The sequence below is a fragment of the Lactococcus sp. KTH0-1S genome, assembly GCF_052544945.1.
Genome location: NZ_CP195165.1, coordinates 1,640,313 through 1,662,896, shown reverse-complemented (window position 1 = coordinate 1,662,896; position 22,584 = coordinate 1,640,313). Strand labels below are relative to the sequence as shown.

Here is a 22,584-nt window from a genome sequence, read left to right as displayed (position 1 = left end):
TGAATAAAAATATAAATTTGTCCAAGTAACATTTTTAAACTTCGCAAAAAGTAAAATTTATAATATAATAGATAGCTGGGGCTCTTTTAGGTTTTTAAAACCAAAAAGAGTTTATCCTCTAAAAAAAGGAGAAAAAATGGGAGAAAATACTGTTCCTCAAAAATCTAGTGATAATGCGGGTTCAATAGTGGCTTTAATGGTAGCCCTATTGGTAGCAATCTTTGCTTTTCAGCTCAATGCTTCAATGCTCTCGCCTGCTTTGGTTACCATGCAGACCCAATTACACACGACAGCTTCGTCTATAGCACTAACACAAACCATCTTTTTTACAGCTGCGGCCTTATTTGCTCTATTTTTGCCTCGTTTGGCGGATTTGATTGGACGAAAAAAAGTTCTAATTGGAATGCTTACTTTGACAATGATTGGTTGTCTTATCTCAGGATTTGCTACAAATGTGGGGATTTTGATGATTGGTCGTATTTTACAAGGTGCTGCTGGCCCTGTGGTTCCGCTTTGTTTAATTATTCTGCATGTGAAAGTGCGTGATGAGAAGAGATATGCAAAATTAATGGCCATACTCACTTCAATTAATGGTGGAATTGCTGGGGTTGATGCATTAGCAGGTGGTTGGCTAGTAAGTCATGGTGGATTTCGTTCTGTATTTTTTGTTATGGGAATTACTGCGGCACTTGCTATTCTTTTAGTAAGTTTTGGAACGCAAGAGTCAACGGCAAAAGATACACCAAAAATGGATTGGAGCGGAGTCATTCTTTTAGTAGTGGCAATGGGTGCGCTCTTGAGTGCGGTGAATGCCTTGCAAGGAAGTTTTGGAAATCTTGGACTTCCTAATTGGCTTTTAGCTTCATTCTTGGCTCTTTTAGGTTTGATTTGTTTTGTTGGATTTTGGCAAGTTGAAAAACGAGTGAATCATCCAATGGTTCCTATTCATTATTTGAAACAAAGAAGAACTTGGGGGTTATTAATTACAACACTCCTAACGATGACTGGTGTCTTTGCAATTATGAATGGTATTATTCCAGCTTTGGGTCAAGATGGTAAGTTTGGTTTGGGACTTGGGGCAGATATGGTTTCTCTTGTTACCCTTACTCCTTATGCGCTTGCTGGCCTATTCTTTGGACCTGTTTCAGGATTCTTGGCTGCTCGCTTTGGCTTTACAAAAGTCCTTCGGGTTGGACTTTTAACGACGATTATCGGTATTGGTTTAGCCGTTGTTGGAGTGCTACAACCTTCAATCTGGCTTTTTTTATTGGTGTCTACCTTCATTGGGATTACCTATGCTGGAATAACAAATATTATGTTAAATGGTCTGGGAATCGTGCTTTCACCAGAGGATAATCCAGGTTATCTTCCGGGCTTAAATGCAGGAATGTTTAATCTAGGAGCTGGTATCAGTTTCATTATCTTGTACGCAGTGCCAACGCTTTTACATACCAGTGTTGGTGGAAGTAGTTCTGGCTATATTTCTGGAATTGTCACAGGATTGATTCTTGTTATTATTGCTTTCTTTACTTCATTTTTAATTCCAGATTCTAAAAATGTAAAATAAATGAGTTACTTATAAAAAAACTCTGTCGGAATTCCGGCAGAGTTTTTTATTCGGGTAAATTATCAAAGTATTCAGGAAAAGCTTGTAAAACTGCCATTTCTTCGTCAAACATCAAGTGCAAATGTTTGGCAGCTGCAGTGACAGCTTTTTCTCCATCATGATTTTCAACAGCGCAGAGTATTTCCTTGTGTTGCTCAATCAAGGTATTCCATGGTAAATCAGAAATCGCAAGACGTAACCAACGGAAACGATTGAACTGAATATTAATGGTTTGAAGCCAGTCCCAGACTTGGGCATGGTTAGTCATTAAATAAAAAGTTTTATGAAATTCTTCATCGGCATTAAAAAAATTGTGATATTCTGCTTTAGCAGCATATTGTTCTTGAAGTTCAATTGCATCACGCGCTTGGTTGAGTAAAAGATTATTATTCTTTAAAGCCGCAGCTTCGGAAACAATTTTGGCTTCTAAATTTTCTCGAATGAATCGAGCATTGATGGCAGCATCTAAATCAATTTTTGTGACGAAGGTTCCTGACTGAGGGATACTGTAAATGAGTCCATCACGACGTAAACGAAGAAGTGCCTCTCTGACAGGAGTTCGGCCTAATTGCAAATCAATTTCGATATTTTTTTGTGAAATTTTTTGTCCAGGACGATATTCATTCCTGAGAATTTTGCCTGTAATTTGATTATAGGCCTGATTCTGTAGATTAAAATTCAATTCATTCATTCTGTAATTATAGAGCAGAGGGGCGGTAAAGTCAAATAATAAAGGTATTCTTTTAAAATAATGTCTTTTTTTTAATATATTCTTGACAACGGTTTCTTAAAAGTGATATACTAGTTTTCGTAGAAGAGAAACTGATATATCACTTTTAAGATTTAAAGGAGAAATCATGGTGAAATTGCTTGATGATTATTTGATAAAGGGTGAGGAATTTAAAAAAGCAAAAATTAAAATTCCTAACTTTAATCAAGACAAAGTTATAGAGTCAACAGCTGATAATCCAGTCTGGGTCCACTTTGGTGGAGGAAATCTTTTTAGATGTTTCCATGCGGTGGTCGCCCAAGACTTACTCAATCAAGGAGAACTTAACTCAGGTCTTATTGTGGCCGAAACTTATGATAATGAGGTAATTGATAAAATCTATCGGGCCTGTAATAATCGTTTTCTGTCAGTGACAATGAAATCAGATGGAACTTTTGACAAAGAATTGATTGCGAGTGTTGCTGAAAGTTTTTATTTTAATGCAGAAAATACCGAGGGTTGGGCTCATTTAACAAAAGTCTTTGAAAATCCGTCTTTGCAATTGACAACTTTTTCGATTACAGAAAAAGGTTATTCACTACGGGATTCAAAAGACCAATTGACGCCTTTGGCCCTTGAAGATATTCAAGGAAGAAGCAAGCCTAAAACCAATATGGGGGCAATTACTTATCTCCTTTATGCCAGATTTAAAGCTGGTAAATTTCCGATTGCCATGGTCAGCACAGATAATTTTTCAGAGAATGGTTTGAAGTTACAAGAAGCGATTTTGACCATTGCTAAAGCTTGGGTGGAAAATGAAATCGTAGAACAAGATTTTTATGATTACCTTATCAATCCTAAAAAAGTTAGTTTTCCCTGGTCAATGATTGACCGAATTACACCCAATCCGTCTGAAAAAGTTGCAAAATTACTGACAGCTGATGGTTTTGAGGATACAGAAATTTTACATAGTCAAAAACATACAAATATTGCTCCTTTTGGTAATACGGAAGAAGTTCATTATTTAGTGATTGAAGATGCTTTTCCAAATGGCAGGCCAGCATTAGAAAAAGCTGGAGTAATCTTGACTGATCGTGAAACAGTCAATGATGCTGATCAGATGAAAGTTACAGCTTGTTTGAACCCCTTGCATACTGCTTTAGCCATTTTTGGAAGTTTATTAGATTATCATTCAATTTGGGAAGAAGTTGCCAATCCAGACTTGTTAGCACTTATTAAGAATTTGGGGTATGGCGAGGCTTTGCCTGTGGTTAAGAATCCGAAAATTATCAATCCGAAAGATTTTATTGACCAGTTATTGACTAAACGTTTACCAAATAAAAATATTCCAGATACACCACAGCGAATTGCGGCAGATACGTCACAAAAAATTCCTGTTCGCTATGGCGTAACAATTGGACACTATATTGTCAATCCAAGATTTTCTGTTAGAGAATTGGAATTTATTCCATTAGTCATTGCTGCTTGGTGCCGTTATTTAATCGGAATTAATGATGAGTTAGAAAGTTTTTCTCCAAGTCCTGACCCTCTTCTTGAAGAGTTGCAAGCTTTTGTTGCTGAGGTAAAATTAGATGGTAGTCAGCAAGAAATTCATGAAATTCTAAAACCTATCTTATCTAATCACCAAATTTTTCCAAATGAGATGTACCAAACAGGGCTAGCTCAAAAGATTGAAATTTACTTTGAGCAAATGCTTCAAGGCAAAGGAGCAGTGCTTAAGACGCTACAAAATGTCCTAAAGGAACACGGAAAAAATTACTGACAGACTACTTATTTAGAATTGACAGTAAAAAAATATCTGAAAATTTACTGACAGAATGTTTAATTTTGAGCTGTCAGTAAAAATACTGCTATCAGTTTTCCATTTCTGCCAAATTGGGAAAAGAAAAAACTGACCAACTTTTTAATCACGGTTTAAATAAAGTTTTGGCAGATTTGCAAAATCAAAATTACGAAATCATTGACGTACAACTTTCAGCTGGTCTTACCGCTTGGTGGGAAGCTACAGCACGCTATTTGATTTTATATAAATAAGATAAAGGAATAAAAAAATGGAAATGACAATGCGTTGGTTTGGTTCAAATGCAGATAAGATAAAACTTTCTGAAATTGCCCAAGTTCCAGGTGTTAAAGGAGTCGTTGGAATGATTATGGATATTCCAGCAGGAGAAATTTGGCCAAAGGAGAGAATCAAAGCACTTAAAGAAGAAATTGAAGCCGCAGGTTTAAGTTTAAAAGTGATTGAATCTGTCAATATTCATGATGATATCAAAATTGGTTTGCCAACTCGTGATAAATATATTGAGAATTATAAAGAAACGATTCGAAATCTTGCTGAGTTTGGGATTGAAGTGATTTGCTATAATTTTATGCCTGTATTTGACTGGCTAAAATCAGATTTGGATTATCGTTTAGCTGATAATTCACAAACTATGGCTTTTGTTGCTAGAGATATTCCAGCAAACCCTCAGGAGATAATTGACCGCGTTCAAGCAGCGGATGGTGGCTTTTCACTCCCGGGTTGGGAACCTGAAAGATTATCAGAAGTCAGAGGACTCTTTGAGGCATACAAAAATGTCGATGAGCATAAATTGCGTGAAAATTTTGCTTATTTTCTAAAAGCAATCATTCCTACATGTGAAGAAGTTGGGATTAAAATGGCGGTTCACCCTGATGACCCTCCTTATCCTATGTTTGGGCTTCCTCGGGTGGTGAAAAATCGGGAAGATTTAGATTGGATATGTAATGTTGTAGATAGTCCGTCAAATGCGATTACGCTTTGTACGGGGTCGATTGCTGAAGATCCAGCTAACAATGTCTATGAAATCATGGCTGAATTTGTCAAAAGAGACCGAATTCCTTTTGCACATGTGCGGAATATTAAATTTTTGCCAAGTGGTGAAAAAGATTTTTACGAAGCTCCTCATCTGTCGGAGTATGGTTCGCTTGATATGTATAAAATAGTGAAAGCCATGTATGATAATGGTTTTGATGGCTATATTCGTCCAGACCATGGTCGAATGATTTGGGGAGAAACAGGACGCCCAGGCTACGGTTTATATGACCGAGCACTTGGAGCAAGTTATCTTAATGGGCTTTGGGAGGCGCTTGAGAAAACGAATCAGTAAATAAAAATGATATGAAGAAATCTATTTTAAAGAACTTTTTGTGAAAAAAATGTGCGGAGAATACTCTCCGCTAAAATTAAAACGTTGGAGTAAGCGTTTCACAAAGTTCACAAATTAACAAAGTTTATGGAAAAATTTGTCAATTTTCACTGACAAAAATATAAAAATAGGAGAATCTGTTTAAAATGGCAGAAAAACAAAAAACTTCATGGGTTTATACCCCAAAAGCAATCAATACAAGGCGTGGTCTTCTTTACGGTTTGACTGATTTAATGGGCGGAGGCTGGAATAACATTGTTTCAGGAGTCATCTTTGTCTTTGTTCTTTCACAAGGAATTAGTCCTCTTTTTACAGGAGCAGTTTTGGGAATTGGTCGGATTATTGATGCCATCTGGTCCCTCTTTTTTGGGGCAATTACTGACCGTTTTTATCGAACAAAATTAGGACAAAAATATGGACGACGTCATTTCTTTATTGCACTTGGCGGAATATTATTTGCGATTTTATTTCCAATGTTTTGGATTTCAACTAGCAGTTGGCAATATTATCTTTGGGTTTATGTTGCGATTGAGGTAGCGATTTCCATGATTTTAATTCCTTGGGAAACCTTGCCTACGGAAATGACGCCAGATTATAAAAAACGGACCACTCTTTCAGGGAGTCGAATGTTTATTTCAGCAACTGGAACGGCTATTGTCTTCTTTACCTTAGCTGTACTTAAGTCATTTAATAATCCTAATGCTTATCTTTATACGGGAATTACTTGGACAGTCATTTTTGTCATTGCCATTTTCACTTCATGGCGAGCAAGCTGGGAACGTCCTTTAACTCCAGAATTTCTAGCAGAATTAGATGCTCAACCACGACTGGGATTTAGTGGATTTATGAAAAAAACAGTGACAGATTACTTTGGTACTTTCAAAAATAAATCATTCAGAAAACATTTATTGGTTTATCTCCTCTCATTTACAGGAAAAGATTTCTATTCTACACTGCTCCCAACTTTTATCGTGATTGGATTGTCCGGAACATCTGCCAATGCTCCGTGGGTTCTCCAAGCACTCTCAGCATTTGGTATTCTATCGACCATTGCCGCAGTAAAATTAATGGTCACTCGTGGTCCGAAATATTTATTTACTTTGAGTTATTTGGCGATTATTGTGGCCATGTTAGGTTATTTTGTTATCTATTTGACAGGGATTAATAATCCAATGTGGATGCTTGTGATTGTTTCCATTATTTACCAACTTGGACGAGGAATTTTAGAATTTACTCCTTGGAATGTTTTCCCTTTTATACCCGATGTTGACCGAATTTTTACACATGGTGATAAAGCGGGCGTATATGCTTCTGTCATGACATTCTTTCGTAAATCAACAGGGGCACTTGCAACATATATTGCTGGTTGGGCTCTTGAAGAAATTGGATTTAATTCCACAACAATGACGACTCATGCAAATACACCATTAGGTATTCAACACGGAATTATGTTGATTTTCATCTTTGTTCCAATTGGTTTGTTAGCAGCCGCATTGATTGCAGCTCGCACCTTTAAACTTAATCGAGCCAATCATGATATTTTAAAAGCAGAATTGCAACGCCTTGAAGCAGGAGGTTCAAAAGCTGATGTAAGTCTTGAAACACGTCAGGTCGTTGAATTACTGACAGGTCACTCTTATGAAAAATGTTGGCCTGACCAAGCAGACATTTAATGACAAAAGCTTAAAAGTTTAGTGACAGGCGCTGTCAGTAAATTTATCGGAGAAAAACGATGGAAAATCAATTGTTAACACTAAAAAATAATGAGCTTACTGTTCAAATTAATCCAAAAGGGGCCGAATTAACTCATGTAATTGAGAATAAAAATAAATTTGATTTTATTTGGAATGGTTCTGAGTGGCCAAAACATGCCCCAATTTTATTTCCGGCTATTGGACGTTCAACTGATGATGAATATTTGTTGGACCAGAAGATTTATCCGATGCAACAACATGGTTTTGCTTCAGATTATTTCTTTGAAATTATTGACCAGAAAGAAGACCAGGTAAGTTTGTCATTAAAAGATAACAAGGAAACTTATCAATCCTACCCTTTTCAATTTGAATTAAAAGTCACTTATCAACTGGTCAGTAAAAAATTGAAGGTTCAATTTGAAATAAAAAATCTGTCAGTAAAAAAATTGACTTTTGCCTTAGGATTTCATCCAGCTTTTAACCTGTCAGCAAATTTTGAAGATTACCAGATTTCCTTTGAAACTAAAGATAGGACTTTAAAACAATTTGAAATTGTCAAAAATCCATTTCATTATCGTTCGGGAAAAATCATAGAAATTAATAAAGCTGTCAGTAATTTTCCACTTGAAAGAGAATTCTTTAAAAAAGGGCTCGTCATTTTTGGCAATAAAATCGAGAAGGTAAAACTTTTTTCACAAGAGACAGATTATCAAATGACCATGAAAATGGCGGATTTTCCTTATCTTTGCTTGTGGACAAAAGAAGACGAAAATCTTTCTTACCTCTGTATTGAACCCTTCCAAGGACTGCCTGATATTCTCAATCAAAAACAAGAACTCTTGCAAAAAGAAGGAAATATCAGCTTAAAATCAAATGAATCAAAAACTTATGAAGTTGAATTAACTTTTAATAGTAATAAAGGAGAATCATGAAATTTTTATCAGAAGATTTTTTACTAACGAATGAAAGTGCCAAGATGCTCTTTCACAAACATGCAGAAAAAATGCCAATTATTGATTATCATTGCCATCTTGAACCCGCAGAAATTTATGAAAATAAAAAATATGAAAATTTAACACAAATTTGGCTAGGTGGGGATCATTATAAATGGCGTTTGCTCCGTGCGAACGGCATTCCTGAAAAATTGATTACTGGAGATGGAGAGGATTATGAAAAGTTTTTAGCATTTGCTAAAACACTCGAAAAATCATTTGGTAATCCAATTTATGAATGGACTCATCTGGAATTAAAACGATTTTTCCATATTGATAAGTTGATTTCAAGCGAGACAGCCAAAGAAATTTGGGATGAAGCGAACCAAATGCTTGCCACAGATGATTTTAGACCACGCGCATTGATTAAAAATTCACAGGTAAAAGTTGTTTGTACAACAGATGACCCTGTTTCAATGCTTTCTTATCATGAATTATTAGCCAAAGAGGAGAAAGATTTCAAAGTTTTGCCAGCATTAAGACCAGACCATTTAATTTCAATTACTGACGGACATTTTGCAGACTATTTGACAGAGCTGTCAGCAGTTTCTGGAATTGAAATAAAAGGCTTTAAGACGATGATTAAGGCACTTGAACAAAGATTTGAATTTTTCACAAGCCTTGGTGGACGTTTGTCTGACCACTCCTTATCTACCTATACTTTTGCAGAAACTAAAAATGTGGATTTAGATTCTATCCTTCAGAAAGCCAAAAAAAGTCAAACTTTAACAGACCTAGAATATAATCAATACATTACAGCATTAATCCTTGAAATTATGAAATTAAATAAAAAATTTGAATGGACAATGCAACTCCATGTTAACGTCAACCGTTCTATCAATGGCCCAGCCTTAAGTAAAATTGGTGAAAATACTGGATTTGATAGCATGGGAACTCAAGCTAATATTTCTGAGGAATTAACCAAACTCTTTAGCAAAGCAGCAGAACTTGAAATCATACCAAAAACCATTCTCTACTCCCTTAATCAAAATGATTGGCTTGAATTAGCCACATTGATTGGCTGTTTTCAAGGTGAAGGAGTGCAACAATTACAACTTGGAGCTGGTTGGTGGTTCAATGACACCAAAAAAGGAATGGAAAACCAATTAGAGATTTTTGCTTCACAAAGTTTATTGTCCAATTTTGTCGGAATGTTGACAGATTCACGGAGCTTTTTAAGTTATCCACGTCATGAATATTTCCGTCGCGTCCTCTGTAATTTTGTTGGACAGTTGATTGAAAATGGTAGAATCCCTGATAATGAAGCACTTGTTGGAAAAATGATTGAAGATATTAGTTATAATAATGTGCATGATTATTTTGGATTTTTCAAAGATGAGGACTCTAATCAATGACTGAATTTATAACACTTGGCGAACCTTTAGTCGTTCTTGCCTCAGAAAATCAAGATATAAGTTTAGATGCAGCTGAGCATTTCAGCAAATATTTAGCTGGTGCGGAGCTAAATGTTGCGATTGGTTTGAGTCGTCTAGGACATAAAGGAATTTATATTTCTAAAGTCGGAGAGGATTCATTTGGGAATTTTATTATTGAATCAGTCAAAAAAGCGGAGATTGAAACGACCTATCTCACCAAAGATAAAAACTATTCAACAGGCTTTTATTTAAAACAAAAAGTAAGTGAGGGCGACCCAAAAGTTGATTATTATCGCAAAAATACTGCAGCGGCCAATTTATCCATTGCTGAACTAAAAGCTATAGATTTATCAGGGATAAAAATTGCGCATCTCTCAGGAATTTTTCCAGCCCTTTCAGAAACTAGTTTAAAAACTTTTCAAGGGTTCAATCAAAAATTAAATGAAGCAGATATTTTAACCATTTTCGATCCAAATTTAAGACCTGTACTTTGGGATAATCAAGAAAAAATGATAAGAATTATCAATGATTTAGCAAAGCAAAGTCAAATCATTCTGCCAGGAATAAATGAAGGTGAAATCTTGACCGGTTCATCTGAACCAGAAAAAATCGCTGATTTTTACCTTGAGCAAAGCCCTCTCACAAAGATTGTAGTTGTCAAATTAGGCGCTGAAGGTGCTTTTGTAAAATTAAAAAAGGGTGAACAATATTTTGTTTCTGGATTTAAAGTAGCAAAAGTTGTTGATACGGTTGGAGCAGGAGACGGATTCGCCGTTGGTCTTGAGTCTGCCTTACTTGAAGGAAAAACCATAAAAGAAGCCGTCAAGCGCGCCTGTGCAGTTGGAGCATTAGCAGTTCAAAGCTCTGGAGATAGTGAAGGTTATCCCACAAAAGAAGAATTAAAAGCATTTTACAAGGAGATGTAGTCATGCAAAGAGCAGAATTATTAAATAAAGTGATTCAATCAGGAGTCGTCTCGGTCGTCCGAGCTGAGAGTGGCGAAAAAGCATTAAAAATCGTAGAAGCTGTCGTCTCAGGAGGAATCACTTCTATCGAATTGACCTATTCAGTCCCGCGAGCTAACGAAGTTATTTCTGATTTGGTAGCCAAGTATCTAGGAACAGATGTAGTGATCGGAGCAGGGACAGTTTTAGATCCGACCTCTGCTCGTTTGGCCATTGTTGCAGGGGCTCAATTTATTGTCAGTCCAAGTTTTAACAAAGAAGTCGCAAAGATATGTAATCTTTATCAGATTCCCTATGTTCCGGGAATTTTAACTCCACTTGAAGCTCAAAAAGCTTTAGAGTATGGGTCAGAGTTAATCAAACTTTTCCCAGGTGATATTACAGGTCCCAAAATGATAAAAGACTTAAAAGGTCCATTTCCTTATATTAATATCCTTCCATCGGGAGGAGTAAATGTTGATAATGTTGCTGAATGGTTTGCAGCAGGAGCAGTAGCTGTAAGTGCTGGAGGTGGGGTTACAGCTCCAGCAGCCAACAACAATTATAGTGGAGTTACTGAAAATGCCAAGAAATTTATGGCAGCATTTAAGGCAGCTAAGAAATAAAAATTAGCTATTAATTTTCCCTTTTGAATAATAAAAAACTTCATTTTTTGGAGTTTTTTTATTTTCTAAAGTTCAGTCCAATTATTTTTATTTAGTAAAAGTAATTTGGACTGTAAGCGCTATATTTTGGTAAAATAATTGAGTTATAATAAAAAATACAAGGGAGCGTTTTTATGATTAATTATGATTTAGACATTCTCTTTTTTTCAAAACATAAATTATGGAAATTAGAGCGAATATTGGAGGTCACTAATCTAGATAAAGAAAAATTTTATCGAATATTGGAGGAATTTAATCAAAAATTAGAAAATCAAGGTTTAAAAAAATTGGAATATAAAAATGAATGCTTAGCAATTTGTGATAAAATAGAAAATTTTGAAGAAACTCGTTATTCTATCAATCAAAAGACATTTATTTTATCAGAAGTTGAAAGACGTTCCCTGATATATCTACTTATTTTTACAAATGAATCTTCCCTCTCAATAGCTCTTTTTCAAAAATATCTTCAAGTAAGTAAAAATACGGTTTTAAGTGATTTAAAAAAACTTAGAGAGGAGCTTATGCGCAAAAATATTCAGATTGAATATTCAAGAAAAAAAGGATTTTACCTTAATTTTGAGGAGAAAATTTTACAGGAGAAGGCTTGGTATTATTTGCAAAATTTATCTGAGGACGCAGGATTTTATATCTTATCAAAAGTTTTAAATGATAAGGATCCATTAACTATTTTTAAGAATAATCAGCTATTGAAAAAGATAATGCAAGAACTACAGATTGAGGTTGTTTATAGTCGATATCTTTCGACATTAATGTTTGCAAGTCTGCTCAAGTGTAGAGGTTTTGAAAAGGGGAGTGAAAATATTAATGAGCTACTCAAATCATTAATTATTGGGATGTCGGATGGAAAAAATACAATTGAGCAAGACAATGGTTTATACCGAATGGCCTTTAACATTATGGAAAATGTTATGAAACTAGCAGCAATTGAATTCGATGATTTCACAAAGACCTTTATGGCACTATTAGCTCACCTAACTCCTGCATACTATCGATTGAAAAATCATTTTGAATTAAAAAATGTCCTGCTTGAACGGATAAAAAAAGAGTACCACCCCTTGTTTTTACTGATGGATAACGTCCTTCAACCATTAAAAGAAGAGGTCGGTGAAATTTCAGAATCTGAGAAAGCTTATTTTGTCATTTTATTTGGTGGAGAGATTTATAAAAATAAGTACTCAGGTAAATCATTAAAAGCAATTGTACTCTGTGTAAATGGAATTAGTTCGAGTTTAATTATGCAAAAAAGACTAGAGAGTTTATTCCCGACAATGGAATTTATTCTGAGTGCTCGAGTCTCTCACTTTGAAAAATTACCTATAAATTCATATGATATTATTTTTTCAACGGTTCCTGTAAAGTCAGACAAAAAAGTTTATCTTATGTCAGCTTTTCCAGAGCAGCGTGAAGAAAATAAGCTCTATAATCAAGTTTTGCAAGATTTTCAGCTTCCAGGTTTTATAAAACCATCTGCTCAAACTATTTTAGATTCAATAGAGCCTTATATTATTATAAAAAAACCAGCAAGTAAACTGGATTTAATAAAAATTATTGAAAAAAAATTAAATCGTACTAGAAAAGAAGGGAAATTATCAGGAGTTATGCTAACAGATTTACTTACAAAAGAAAAAATAAATTTTACCAATAGAAAATTGACCTGGCAAGAAGCAATTGAATTAGCTGCACAACCCCTTCTTGATAAGCATGAAATTGAAGAGCGTTATATCAAAGCTATTATTGATAAAGTAGAGGCTTTCGGCCCTTATATTGACTTAGGATTGGGAATTGCCCTTCCTCATGCTCGCCCAGAGGAAGGGGTCAAAAAATTAGGAATGTCATTTTTAAGATGTGAACATCCAGTAAAGTTAATGAACGATGATAAGCATGAAATTAAACTTTTTATTGTTTTAGCAGCTATTGATAATGAGACCCATCTTAGAGCTTTATCAACACTTACTAAGATATTATCAAATAAAGAACGCTTGGGTCAGTTACTTGCAGCAACAAATGCAACAGAAGTTGAACAAATACTTTTAGAAGAAGAAGGAGAAAAATAATATGAAATTTGCATGTGTATGTCAATCTGGGTTAGGAACGAGTTTTATGGTTCAAATGAACATTCAGTCATTATTAGAAGAATCAGGAGTAAATATTGATAATTTCGAATTGGAGCATATGGATGTTGGGTCAGCAACACCAGATGCAGCGGATTATTTTTTTGTTGAGGCAACATTAGTATCTGCTCTTCCTAATATTCCCACAGAAAAAATTATGCCACTTCAGTCAATTATTGATAAAGAAGTTGCGCGTGAAGCACTTTATAAAGTGCTTGATGAAAATAACATAAGTCATCAATAAGAAAAATAAATCGAATCTATAAAGTACAAAATTTTTCTAGACTAGAGGAGAAAAATAAAATGAATGGTATTTTAAACTTTATTGTATCAGTCGCAACCACTCCAGCGCTTTTAGTTGGATTAATTGCAATGTTGGGATTGATTTTGCAGAAAAAAACAGCAAGTACAGTTATCCAAGGTTCAATTAAAACATTTGCAGGTTTTTTGGTTTTGACCGGGGGTGCGGGGATATTAGTTACCTCATTGAATCCCTTTGCAACGATGTTTCAACATGTCTTTAATGCTAAGGGAGTTGTGCCCTCCAATGAAGCGGTGGTTGCTTTAGCATTAGTGAAGTATGGAACACCCGCAGCCTTAATTATGATTGTGGGCTTTATTGTCAATGTAATACTTGCACGTTTTACAAGATTTAAATATATTTTCTTGACTGGGCAAGCAATGCTCTATGTATCAACAATGTCAGCTGTTGTACTTATTTCTGCTGGACTAGGAAATGGTTGGTTGACAATCTTGTTAGGAGGAATATTTGAAGGAACATTGCTGACAATCACACCCGCTCTAACTCAACGCTATATGCGGAAGATCACTAGTAACGATGGAGTTGCAATGGGCCATACTGGCAATATGGGCTATGCTCTAGCCGGCTGGCTTGGAGAAAAATTTGGAAATAAGGATCCAGAAAAATCAACTGAAAAATTAAATATCCCTAAAAACCTTGGGTTTTTGAGAGATTCTACTGTTTCTATTTCTCTAGTAATGATGGTTGTCTATGTTATTTTAGCTTTAATTGCAGGTCCTCATTTTGTTGAAAGTCCAGCTTTGTCTGCTGGAACTAATTATATTGTCTATGCGGTCATTCAAGCAGGGACTTTTGCAGCAGGGTTTGTGGTTGTTCTTCAAGGTGTTCGTATGATTTTGTCAGAAATTATTCCAGCCTTTCAAGGGATTGCTAAAAAGCTTGTTCCTAACTCCAAACCAGCATTAGATGTTCCGATAGTATTTCCTTATGCGCCCAATGCTGTTTTAATTGGATTTTTTGTCTCATTTATTGTTGGAGTTATTTCTATGCTAATCATGCTTGGCTTAGGAACAACTGTAATTATTCCTGGTGTTGTTGGTATCTTCTTTTGTGGAGGAGCAGCAGGAGTTTATGGCAATGCTTTTGGCGGTTTGCGTGGGGCGATTATCGGCTCAACAGCGAATGGAATACTGTTAGCTTGGGGGCCACTTTTAATTCTGCCTGCCTTAGGTTCGTTTGGAGCGAATTCTGCTTCGACCTTTGCAGATTCAGATTATATTGTTTCAGGAGGATTGCTTGGGGTAATTGGCAAGGCAGGGTCAATAGCATTAATTTCCTTTATATTAATTTTTCTATTGATTGTACTAATGACGAGTTTAATTTTGAATAGAAGAGATAAAATTAATTCAAAAAGTAAAGAGTTATAATTGAAAAAAATAAATTATTTGAAGATTTATAAAACAGGTCAACCGCAACCTTTCCTACCAAAATTAAAAAGATTTTCATATAAAGACATAAAAAAAGAAAAAGATTTTAATTTCAGAGAATGAAAACCGTTTCTAACTTGTGTTATAATGTGAGTATAAATAAAAAATATGGAGAAATCTTATGTTTGATACTACTGATCAATTGGCTGTAAATACGATTCGTACTCTATCATTAGATGCGATTCAAAAAGCAAATTCAGGACATCCTGGACTTCCAATGGGCTCTGCACCAATGGCTTATGTACTTTGGAGCAAATTTCTTAATGTGAACCCTAAGACAAGTCGTAAATGGTCAAATCGTGACCGTTTTGTCTTGTCTGCTGGTCATGGTTCTGCAATGTTATATAGTTTGTTACATTTGGCAGGTTATAATGTAACGACTGATGATTTAAAAGGTTTCCGTCAATGGCAATCAAAAACACCAGGACATCCAGAAGTTAATCATACAGATGGTGTTGAAGCAACAACAGGTCCTTTAGGACAAGGAATTGCCAATGCTGTCGGAATGGCAATGGCTGAAGCACATTTAGCTGCACAATACAATAAACCTGGTTTTGATATTGTTGATCATTACACTTATGCCTTAAATGGTGATGGTGATTTGATGGAAGGTGTCTCACAAGAAGCAGCTTCACTTGCAGGTAAATTGAAACTTGGTAAATTAATTCTTTTCTATGATTCAAATAATATTTCTCTAGATGGTGACTTATCAATGTCATTTATTGATGATATTCAAAAACGTTTTGAATCATATGGCTGGCAACATTTATTGGTAAAAGATGGAAATGATTTAGAAGAAATCGCAGCAGCTGTTGAAGTGGCTAAAGCTGAAAAATCTAAACCAACAATCATTGAAGTTAAAACAGTCATTGGTTTTGGTGCCGAAAAACAAGGAACTTCAGCAGTTCACGGAGCTCCTCTTGGAGCTGAAGGTGTTGCATTTGCCAAGAAAGCATATGGTTGGAATTACCCTGAATTTACAGTTCCTGAAGAAGTATCAAAACGCTTTTTAGAAACGACAGTTGCGCGTGGTGAAGCAATGGAGCAAGTATGGCGCAGTACTTTTGATGATTATTCTGAAAAATACCCTGAGCTTGCTGAGCAATACGTAAAAGCTTTTGAAAATGAAACGCCAGATCTTACTTTGACCAAGCATGAAATGGAAACAAGCAAGGCCAGCCGTGTAACTTCACAAGAAGCTATTCAAGAATTATCAGCTCAAATGCCAAATCTTTGGGGTGGGTCTGCTGACCTTTCGGCTTCAAATAATACAATGGTTAAAGTTGAAGAGGACTTCATGCCAGATAACTATGCTGGACGTAATATTTGGTTTGGTGTACGTGAATTTGCAATGGGAGCCATTATGAATGGGATTGCTTTGCATGGTGGGACTCGTGTCTATGGCGGGACATTCTTCGTCTTCTCAAACTACATGCTTCCTTCTGTTCGGATGGCTGCTCTACAAAGCTTGCCAGTCACTTACGTTTGGACACATGATTCAATCGCGGTTGGTGAAGATGGACCAACTCACGAACCTGTTGAACAATTAGCTTCTGTTCGCTCAATTCCTAATTTGGATGTAATTCGTCCAGCTGATGGAAATGAAGTAGTGGCTGCATGGCGTCGTGCTGCATCAAGTAAAAGCCGTCCAACCGCACTTATTTTGACTCGTCAAAATCTTCCAGTTTTACCTGATACTTATGAATTGGCTGAAGAAGGTCTGAATCGTGGGGCTTATATTCTTTCAAAAGAGGAAGGAAAACTTGAAGGAATCATCATTGCCACTGGTTCAGAAGTAGCATTAGCTCTTGAAGCCAAGAAGACTTTGGGTTCTGGCATTCGTGTCGTTTCAATGCCTTCAATGAATATTTTTGATGAACAAGAAGCAGCTTATCGCGAAGAAATTTTACCAAAAGCTGTAAGACGTCGTTTAGCGATTGAAGCTGGTACAAGTTATGGATGGGGTAAATATGTTGGACTTGATGGTGCAACAGTTACAGTAGATACTTGGGGCGCTTCGGCACCAGCAAATATCGTTCTTCCGGCTTACGGATTTACTGCTGAAAATGTAGTTAAAGCATACAAAGAGCTTGACTAATATTGAAAAAGGAGTTCTGATTTTTTGTCAGAGCTCTTTTGATTATAAACAGGTCTGTCAGTAAATTTTAATTAAAAAATAGAAAGGAAAGAAGATGGGGATTTTACTTGCAATTGTTGTGGGAGTAGCTTCAATTTTGAACTTAATGTATGGACAAAATCAACCAATCCAATATTTACTGACGGTTCTGTCAGTAATATCTTTAATTATTTATCGTGGGAAAAGAACTAAAAGGGTTCATTATAATGGCTATGGTCAGAATTATTTTACGATAGGATTTACTATTTGTATCCTTAGTTTCGTGGGAACGGTAGGGATTTTGATTGGATTCTTGTTTCATTTAGCATAATATGTTAAAATTTAAGTATGCGATGAGTCGAATAATTCTACTTTGTAGAATTTCGAAGCTAAGGAATACTGGGAAATTGGGTTTTCCGCGCAGGAAGCGTGAGTATTTGTCAAATTGTGTGAACCTTTTTGACACACTTTTAGTGCCTTTAAAAGCCCTCGAAAGAGGGCTTTTTTTTTACGTAACGATTAAAATAATTAATAAAAAAATCTTGCTATAATCAGAGGAATACAATGCTGACAAAAACTTATAAACAATCTATTGTAGGAGTTAATCATATTTTCAATGTTATTATTAGCAAGAGTTAAGAAAAATATGATAAAATTGAAGTGTCAACATCTTTAAATATTTTTTAAAATAGAAAGGAAATTATCATGGATGTTTCATGGATGACAAAATATATTGCTGAGGGATTGGGAACTATGCTTCTCGTCTTGCTTGGTAATGGTACAATTGCTGGGGTAACCCTCAAAGGCTCTAAAAATGAGGGCATGGGTGGTCTTGCAATTGCATGGGGATATGGAATTGCGATTTTAGTTCCTGTACTTGCTTTTGCAAATGTTTCAGGTGCACATATTAATCCAGCAATTACAATTGGACTCGCTTCAGCTGGCTATTTCCCTTGGGCACATGTTGCACAATATATTTTGGCACAACTTATTGGTGCAATTATTGGTCAATTACTTGTTGTAGCGATTTATAAAGAATACTTCGCTAAAACTAATGACGGAGCAATTTCTTTAGGCGCTTTTTCAACAACTAACGCTTTGGATAATGGTTCAAATCGTGGAAAAGCAATTTTCAACGGATTTATCAATGAAGTAATCGGAATGTTTGTATTTGTTTTCGGAATTCTCAGTTTTACAACGAACTTCTTTGGTGCAGAATCAATCAAATGGATGACAAGCTATGCTCAACAACAAGGAGCTGATGTTACAGCAAATGCAACAGTAAGCCAAATTTGGGCTTCTGTTTCAGGTGCTTCATCATCTAAAATGATTGGTGCGCTTGCTATTGGTTTGATGTTTGTTGGTTTGGTTACAGCATTTGGTGGACCAACTGGTGCAGCATTGAATCCAGCACGTGACCTTGGTCCTCGTATCGTTTATAGCTTCTTGCCACAATCAGTTGTTGGTGAAAATAAAGACGCTAAATGGTGGTACGCTTGGGTTCCAGTTGTTGCCACAATCGTTGGTGCAGTAATTGCAGCTACAGTCTTTAAACTTATGTTTAAATAAAAACAAAAATTTCTGTCGAAAGGCAGATTTTTTCTTGCCCTTATAACTTAAAAGCGCTATAATAATTATAATTTACTGAAAAGGACAGACAATTATGACACAATATAATATCGCCGTCGTTGGTGTTACTGGTGCCGTGGGTACATGTATGCTTGAACAATTAGAAGAATCTACACTTCCTATAGAAACCGTACGTGCGCTTGCAAGTAAACGTTCGGCGGGAAAAATTGTTGAATTTAAGGGTCAAGAGCTTGTTGTAGAAGAATTGACTGAGGAGAGTTTTGAAGGCATTGATATTGCTCTTTTTTCAGCTGGAGGTTCAGTATCAGAAAAATACGCCCCTTATGCTGTAAAAGCTGGAGCTGTTGTCGTAGATAACACCTCATTTTTCCGTCAAAACCCTAATGTCCCCTTGGTTGTTCCAGAAGTTAATGCACATGCTTTGGAAAAACACAATGGAATAATTGCCTGTCCTAATTGCTCAACGATTCAAATGATGGTTGCTTTAGAGCCAATACGTCGTACTTATGGACTTGAACGCGTGATTGTCAGCACTTATCAAGCGGTCTCTGGTGCGGGTCAGTCAGCAATTAATGAAACAAATCGTGAACTCCAAGAAGCACTTGATGGAAAAGCACTGACAGAATTGTCAGCAGAAATTTTACCGTCTGCTGGAGATAAAAAACATTATCCAATTGCTTACAATGCACTTGCACAAATTGATGTATTTACTGACAACGATTATACTTATGAAGAAATGAAAATGACAAATGAAACCAAGAAAATCATGGAAGATGATTCAATTGCGGTTTCGGCAACTTGTGTCAGAATTCCAGTTCTTTACGGTCATTCTGAGTCAGTTTATGTTGAAACAAAGAAAGTAGCAGACATCGCTGAGGTTAAACGTTTGATTTCTGAATTCCCAGGAGCTGTTTTAGAAGATGATGTTGCTCATCAAATTTATCCACAAGCCATTAATTCAGTTGGTCGTCGTGAAACTTTTGTGGGTCGTATTCGCCGTGATTTGGATGCCGCAAATGGGATTCATCTTTGGGTAGTTTCTGACAATTTACTCAAAGGAGCAGCTTGGAATTCTGTTCAAATTGCTGAAACGCTACATGAACGTCGCTTAGTTAGACCAACTCATGAGTTAAAGTTTGAACTGAAATAAGGTCTGTTAAATGAGTTATATCAGTAAAATTCGTGAAAAAATTGGTCATGAGCTTTTGATTTATCTGGGAGCAGGCGTTATTGTCTATTCTGATGAAAAAATTCTCTTACAAAAACGTAAAGATAATGGGCCTTGGGCTTTACATGCGGGTGGCATAGAAGTTGGTGAAGAACTTGAGGAAACTGCTCGCCGAGAATTATTTGAGGAAACGGGACTAAAAGCAGGTAAACTTGAACTTTTAGGAATTTATTCTGGTCAGGACCGATTTATGACTTATCCCAATATGGACCAAGTTTATATGCCAGGCCTTTATTATATTTGTCAAGATTTCATAGGGAGTTTAAGACCACAAATGAGTGAAGTTGAAGAGCTGAAATGGTTTAAATTTAAAGAAATTCCAAAAAATATTCATGAGCCAAATCGCCGTGTTATCGAAGATTTCATCCAATTAATGGCGAAAGGATAATAATAAATTAGATTGTATAAAAATAAAATTTTTGACCTCATTTACTAAAATATGCTATAATGGGTCAAACAAAATTAGAGGTTGCGAAGACGAAGAAGTTAGTGGAGCGGTGAACGCACTGAAGCTGATGGCGGCGTTCTTTGCCGAAAGAAAAATTGTCACAAAATTTTTCTTGGGCTGTGTGGTTAAATCCTACAGACTGTCTTTCTGTCAGTACTGACAGAAAGGGGAGCTAATCAAAATCATTTTTGACGAACTTTTGAGAACCTCTTTTGCATAAAAAGAGGTTCTTTTTGACCTCTTGACAAGAGCTTGTCAGTAAGCTCACACATAAGGAGAAATTATGTCAGCAAAAGAAACAATTGAAAAATTACAAAATGCACGTATCATCACGGCCCTAGTGACCCCTTTTAAAGAAAATGGCCAAATTAATTTTGAAGCATTTCCTAAGCTCATTGAGGATTTACTTGCTAATCATACGGAAGGCCTTATCTTAGCTGGAACAACGGCCGAATCGCCTACTCTTACTCATGATGAAGAATTGGCAATTTTTGCTGCGGTTAATAAAATAGTGGCTGGCCGTATTCCATTGATTGCGGGTGTTGGAACTAATGACACACGTGATTCGGTTGAATTTGTCAAAGAAGTTGCTGAACTTGGGTATATCGATGCGGGACTTGCAGTGACTCCTTATTACAACAAACCTTCCCAAGAAGGAATTTATCAACATTTTAAAGCCATTGCTACTGCGAGTGATTTGCCAATTATTTTGTATAATATTCCAGGAAGGGTGGTCACTGAAATTCAGGTAGAGACCATCTTACGTTTAGCAGAACTGGAAAATGTAATTGCCATCAAAGAATGTACAAATACTGATAATCTGGCTTATCTTATTGAAAAGCTACCCAAAGATTTTTTAGTTTATACTGGAGAAGATGGGCTAGCTTTTCACGCTAAAGCTTTGGGAGGTCAGGGGGTAATCTCGGTTGCCAGTCATATCCTAGGTCAAGAATTTTTTGAAATGTTTGCAGAAATAGACCAGGGCTCTATTCAAAAAGCAGCGGCTATTCAAAGAAAAATATTACCCAAAATAAATGCACTTTTTAGTTTCACAAGTCCGGCTCCAATCAAAACGGTTTTGAATGCAAAAGGATATGAAGTTGGTGGCTTACGTTTACCACTTGTAGCTTGTACTACTGAGGAAAGTAAAATAATTCTTGAAAAAATTGGAAATTAAAAAATACCCTTTTAGGGTATTTTTCTTTATAAAAGTAGGTCAATATTCAATTGATTTAATCTTATCATTCGATTCCAAAAGACTCATTAACGAAGCGACTTCATAAGCTTTTGGTAAGTTCAAATATAGATCTGTTTTTAAAGAATTATTTGATTTTTTTTCAACTTTTATACTAAGAATTTTGACATCTTCCTCTTTCAGCTGTTGTTGCAACAGTTGAAGCCCTTCAAAATCTTCTAATTGAAGAATAAGATGATCGCTTGTCGCTGATTTTATCCATCGATAATTTTGGTGTAAAATAATTTGAAAAAGTAAAATAAGTAAAGTAGCTACAATACCTATAAAATATAATCCAGAACCGATAGCCATCCCAATACCAGAAGTTGCCCAAATTCCAGCCGCAGTAGTCAATCCATTAACGGATTGATTGTGAACAAAAATCATTCCAGCTCCTAAAAAGCCAATACCACTTACAATTTGAGCCGCAATTCTGGAAGGATCAAGATTGACTCCATGAGTACTGATGATGTCCATAAAACCATATTTTGAGACAATAATCATTAAAGCAGCACTCAAAGCAACAATTAAATGAGTACGTGTACCAGCATTTTTGGAACGGCTATTTCTTTCATAACCAATGGCATATCCACATACCCCAGCTAATATTAATCGAATTAACCAATCAAGTTGTGTTAAGAAAGTAATCTGCATAAAATTTCCTCCTTGTCATTTAAAACTTACCTTCCATTATATCGCTATTTTGATTAGAAAAAAAGTAAGACCCATAAAAAATGAAACTGACTTGCTTTTTTACTTGCTTTGGGTTAAACTTATATTAGTGTATTCTCGGTAGAGATTGGAATGCCAATCTCTTTTATTTTAATTCTAAGTAGAATTATCTTTTCAATATCGCTTGTCCCACTCGACCGATTTCGAGAGTGAATATGGCAAGGAAATTGCTAAAAACAGG

At 35.8% G+C, this 22,584-nt stretch carries 20 protein-coding genes and 1 riboswitch; of the genes, 18 read left to right on the top strand and 2 right to left on the bottom strand.

The features are described from left to right. The first annotated feature begins 136 nt into the window (after nucleotides 1-136). Nucleotides 137-1,567, top strand: a complete 1,431-nt coding sequence (gene uriT, locus ACRYLU_RS08000; protein WP_260310965.1) for a uridine transporter UriT — start codon at nucleotides 137-139, stop codon at nucleotides 1,565-1,567. 46 nt (nucleotides 1,568-1,613) lie between these two features. On the opposite strand, the gene ACRYLU_RS07995 is transcribed toward uriT, so the two are convergent. After that, complete coding sequence (locus ACRYLU_RS07995; protein ID WP_038601572.1) at nucleotides 1,614-2,297, bottom strand: GntR family transcriptional regulator; 684 nt, start codon at nucleotides 2,295-2,297, stop codon at nucleotides 1,614-1,616. A gap of 166 nt (nucleotides 2,298-2,463) precedes the next feature. Here ACRYLU_RS07995 and ACRYLU_RS07990 point away from each other — a divergent pair, with 166 nt between their 5' ends. The 17 genes from ACRYLU_RS07990 (at nucleotide 2,464) to dapA (ending at nucleotide 21,614) form a co-directional block, all read left to right on the top strand. After that, nucleotides 2,464-4,098 (top strand): mannitol dehydrogenase family protein, encoded by a 1,635-nt coding sequence (locus tag ACRYLU_RS07990; protein ID WP_445080845.1) that lies wholly within the window; start codon nucleotides 2,464-2,466, stop codon nucleotides 4,096-4,098. 113 nt (nucleotides 4,099-4,211) lie between these two features. Continuing rightward, nucleotides 4,212-4,370, top strand: coding sequence for a hypothetical protein (locus ACRYLU_RS07985; protein ID WP_260310963.1), 159 nt, complete (start codon nucleotides 4,212-4,214; stop codon nucleotides 4,368-4,370). 17 nt (nucleotides 4,371-4,387) lie between these two features. Then, on the top strand, nucleotides 4,388-5,464 hold the full coding sequence (gene uxuA, locus ACRYLU_RS07980; protein ID WP_260310962.1) for a mannonate dehydratase: 1,077 nt from the start codon (nucleotides 4,388-4,390) through the stop codon (nucleotides 5,462-5,464). Between the two features lie 185 nt (nucleotides 5,465-5,649). After that, nucleotides 5,650-7,176 carry an MFS transporter gene (locus ACRYLU_RS07975; protein WP_311865619.1) on the top strand — a complete coding sequence of 509 codons (1,527 nt, stop codon included), beginning with the start codon at nucleotides 5,650-5,652 and terminating at the stop codon, nucleotides 7,174-7,176. A gap of 59 nt (nucleotides 7,177-7,235) precedes the next feature. Continuing rightward, nucleotides 7,236-8,129: an aldose 1-epimerase family protein gene (locus tag ACRYLU_RS07970; protein ID WP_445080844.1), complete on the top strand. Its 894-nt coding sequence runs from the start codon at nucleotides 7,236-7,238 to the stop codon at nucleotides 8,127-8,129. Beyond that, nucleotides 8,126-9,544, top strand: coding sequence for a glucuronate isomerase (gene uxaC, locus ACRYLU_RS07965; RefSeq protein WP_098393349.1), 1,419 nt, complete (start codon nucleotides 8,126-8,128; stop codon nucleotides 9,542-9,544). The genes ACRYLU_RS07970 and uxaC overlap by 4 nt, the downstream gene beginning before the upstream one ends. Then, on the top strand, nucleotides 9,541-10,491 hold the full coding sequence (locus ACRYLU_RS07960; protein ID WP_260310957.1) for a sugar kinase: 951 nt from the start codon (nucleotides 9,541-9,543) through the stop codon (nucleotides 10,489-10,491). The genes uxaC and ACRYLU_RS07960 overlap by 4 nt, the downstream gene beginning before the upstream one ends. Nucleotides 10,492-10,493: 2 nt before the next feature. Next, nucleotides 10,494-11,135, top strand: a complete 642-nt coding sequence (locus ACRYLU_RS07955) for a bifunctional 4-hydroxy-2-oxoglutarate aldolase/2-dehydro-3-deoxy-phosphogluconate aldolase (protein WP_017864827.1) — start codon at nucleotides 10,494-10,496, stop codon at nucleotides 11,133-11,135. Between the two features lie 173 nt (nucleotides 11,136-11,308). Continuing rightward, nucleotides 11,309-13,249, top strand: a complete 1,941-nt coding sequence (locus ACRYLU_RS07950; protein ID WP_311317485.1) for a BglG family transcription antiterminator — start codon at nucleotides 11,309-11,311, stop codon at nucleotides 13,247-13,249. A gap of 1 nt (nucleotide 13,250) precedes the next feature. Beyond that, on the top strand, nucleotides 13,251-13,550 hold the full coding sequence (locus ACRYLU_RS07945) for a PTS sugar transporter subunit IIB (RefSeq protein ID WP_012898229.1): 300 nt from the start codon (nucleotides 13,251-13,253) through the stop codon (nucleotides 13,548-13,550). A gap of 59 nt (nucleotides 13,551-13,609) precedes the next feature. After that, the gene (locus ACRYLU_RS07940; RefSeq protein ID WP_038601552.1) at nucleotides 13,610-14,995 is read left to right on the top strand and encodes a PTS ascorbate transporter subunit IIC; all 1,386 of its coding nucleotides are present in this window, start codon (nucleotides 13,610-13,612) and stop codon (nucleotides 14,993-14,995) included. A gap of 181 nt (nucleotides 14,996-15,176) precedes the next feature. Next, nucleotides 15,177-17,153 carry a transketolase gene (gene tkt / locus ACRYLU_RS07935; RefSeq protein ID WP_260310955.1) on the top strand — a complete coding sequence of 659 codons (1,977 nt, stop codon included), beginning with the start codon at nucleotides 15,177-15,179 and terminating at the stop codon, nucleotides 17,151-17,153. Nucleotides 17,154-17,247: 94 nt separating this feature from the next. Next, nucleotides 17,248-17,502, top strand: a complete 255-nt coding sequence (locus ACRYLU_RS07930; protein WP_038601548.1) for a hypothetical protein — start codon at nucleotides 17,248-17,250, stop codon at nucleotides 17,500-17,502. Nucleotides 17,503-17,876: 374 nt separating this feature from the next. Continuing rightward, on the top strand, nucleotides 17,877-18,740 hold the full coding sequence (locus ACRYLU_RS07925) for an MIP/aquaporin family protein (RefSeq protein ID WP_003129417.1): 864 nt from the start codon (nucleotides 17,877-17,879) through the stop codon (nucleotides 18,738-18,740). 94 nt (nucleotides 18,741-18,834) lie between these two features. Further along, nucleotides 18,835-19,911 (top strand): aspartate-semialdehyde dehydrogenase, encoded by a 1,077-nt coding sequence (locus ACRYLU_RS07920; RefSeq protein WP_445080843.1) that lies wholly within the window; start codon nucleotides 18,835-18,837, stop codon nucleotides 19,909-19,911. Between the two features lie 10 nt (nucleotides 19,912-19,921). Then, nucleotides 19,922-20,377 carry an NUDIX hydrolase gene (locus tag ACRYLU_RS07915; protein WP_445080842.1) on the top strand — a complete coding sequence of 152 codons (456 nt, stop codon included), beginning with the start codon at nucleotides 19,922-19,924 and terminating at the stop codon, nucleotides 20,375-20,377. 67 nt (nucleotides 20,378-20,444) lie between these two features. After that, nucleotides 20,445-20,620, top strand: a riboswitch (Lysine riboswitch). Nucleotides 20,621-20,720: 100 nt separating this feature from the next. Beyond that, nucleotides 20,721-21,614 carry a 4-hydroxy-tetrahydrodipicolinate synthase gene (dapA, locus tag ACRYLU_RS07910; protein ID WP_038601543.1) on the top strand — a complete coding sequence of 298 codons (894 nt, stop codon included), beginning with the start codon at nucleotides 20,721-20,723 and terminating at the stop codon, nucleotides 21,612-21,614. A gap of 39 nt (nucleotides 21,615-21,653) precedes the next feature. On the opposite strand, the gene ACRYLU_RS07905 is transcribed toward dapA, so the two are convergent. Further along, nucleotides 21,654-22,325 (bottom strand): MgtC/SapB family protein, encoded by a 672-nt coding sequence (locus tag ACRYLU_RS07905; protein ID WP_038601541.1) that lies wholly within the window; start codon nucleotides 22,323-22,325, stop codon nucleotides 21,654-21,656. Nucleotides 22,326-22,584: the final 259 nt, after the last annotated feature.

Bases quoted from the DNA above. Each gene is read 5' to 3' on its own strand.
- uriT (WP_260310965.1), top strand. From the start codon at position 137: ATGGGAGAAAATACTGTTCCTCAAAAATCTAGTGATAATGCGGGTTCA.
- ACRYLU_RS07995 (WP_038601572.1), bottom strand. From the start codon at position 2,297: ATGAATGAATTGAATTTTAATCTACAGAATCAGGCCTATAATCAAATT.
- ACRYLU_RS07990 (WP_445080845.1), top strand. From the start codon at position 2,464: ATGGTGAAATTGCTTGATGATTATTTGATAAAGGGTGAGGAATTTAAA.
- uxuA (WP_260310962.1), top strand. From the start codon at position 4,388: ATGGAAATGACAATGCGTTGGTTTGGTTCAAATGCAGATAAGATAAAA.
- ACRYLU_RS07975 (WP_311865619.1), top strand. From the start codon at position 5,650: ATGGCAGAAAAACAAAAAACTTCATGGGTTTATACCCCAAAAGCAATC.
- ACRYLU_RS07970 (WP_445080844.1), top strand. From the start codon at position 7,236: ATGGAAAATCAATTGTTAACACTAAAAAATAATGAGCTTACTGTTCAA.
- uxaC (WP_098393349.1), top strand. From the start codon at position 8,126: ATGAAATTTTTATCAGAAGATTTTTTACTAACGAATGAAAGTGCCAAG.
- ACRYLU_RS07960 (WP_260310957.1), top strand. From the start codon at position 9,541: ATGACTGAATTTATAACACTTGGCGAACCTTTAGTCGTTCTTGCCTCA.
- ACRYLU_RS07955 (WP_017864827.1), top strand. From the start codon at position 10,494: ATGCAAAGAGCAGAATTATTAAATAAAGTGATTCAATCAGGAGTCGTC.
- ACRYLU_RS07950 (WP_311317485.1), top strand. From the start codon at position 11,309: ATGATTAATTATGATTTAGACATTCTCTTTTTTTCAAAACATAAATTA.
- ACRYLU_RS07945 (WP_012898229.1), top strand. From the start codon at position 13,251: ATGAAATTTGCATGTGTATGTCAATCTGGGTTAGGAACGAGTTTTATG.
- ACRYLU_RS07940 (WP_038601552.1), top strand. From the start codon at position 13,610: ATGAATGGTATTTTAAACTTTATTGTATCAGTCGCAACCACTCCAGCG.
- tkt (WP_260310955.1), top strand. From the start codon at position 15,177: ATGTTTGATACTACTGATCAATTGGCTGTAAATACGATTCGTACTCTA.
- ACRYLU_RS07930 (WP_038601548.1), top strand. From the start codon at position 17,248: ATGGGGATTTTACTTGCAATTGTTGTGGGAGTAGCTTCAATTTTGAAC.
- ACRYLU_RS07925 (WP_003129417.1), top strand. From the start codon at position 17,877: ATGGATGTTTCATGGATGACAAAATATATTGCTGAGGGATTGGGAACT.
- ACRYLU_RS07920 (WP_445080843.1), top strand. From the start codon at position 18,835: ATGACACAATATAATATCGCCGTCGTTGGTGTTACTGGTGCCGTGGGT.
- ACRYLU_RS07915 (WP_445080842.1), top strand. From the start codon at position 19,922: ATGAGTTATATCAGTAAAATTCGTGAAAAAATTGGTCATGAGCTTTTG.
- dapA (WP_038601543.1), top strand. From the start codon at position 20,721: ATGTCAGCAAAAGAAACAATTGAAAAATTACAAAATGCACGTATCATC.
- ACRYLU_RS07905 (WP_038601541.1), bottom strand. From the start codon at position 22,325: ATGCAGATTACTTTCTTAACACAACTTGATTGGTTAATTCGATTAATA.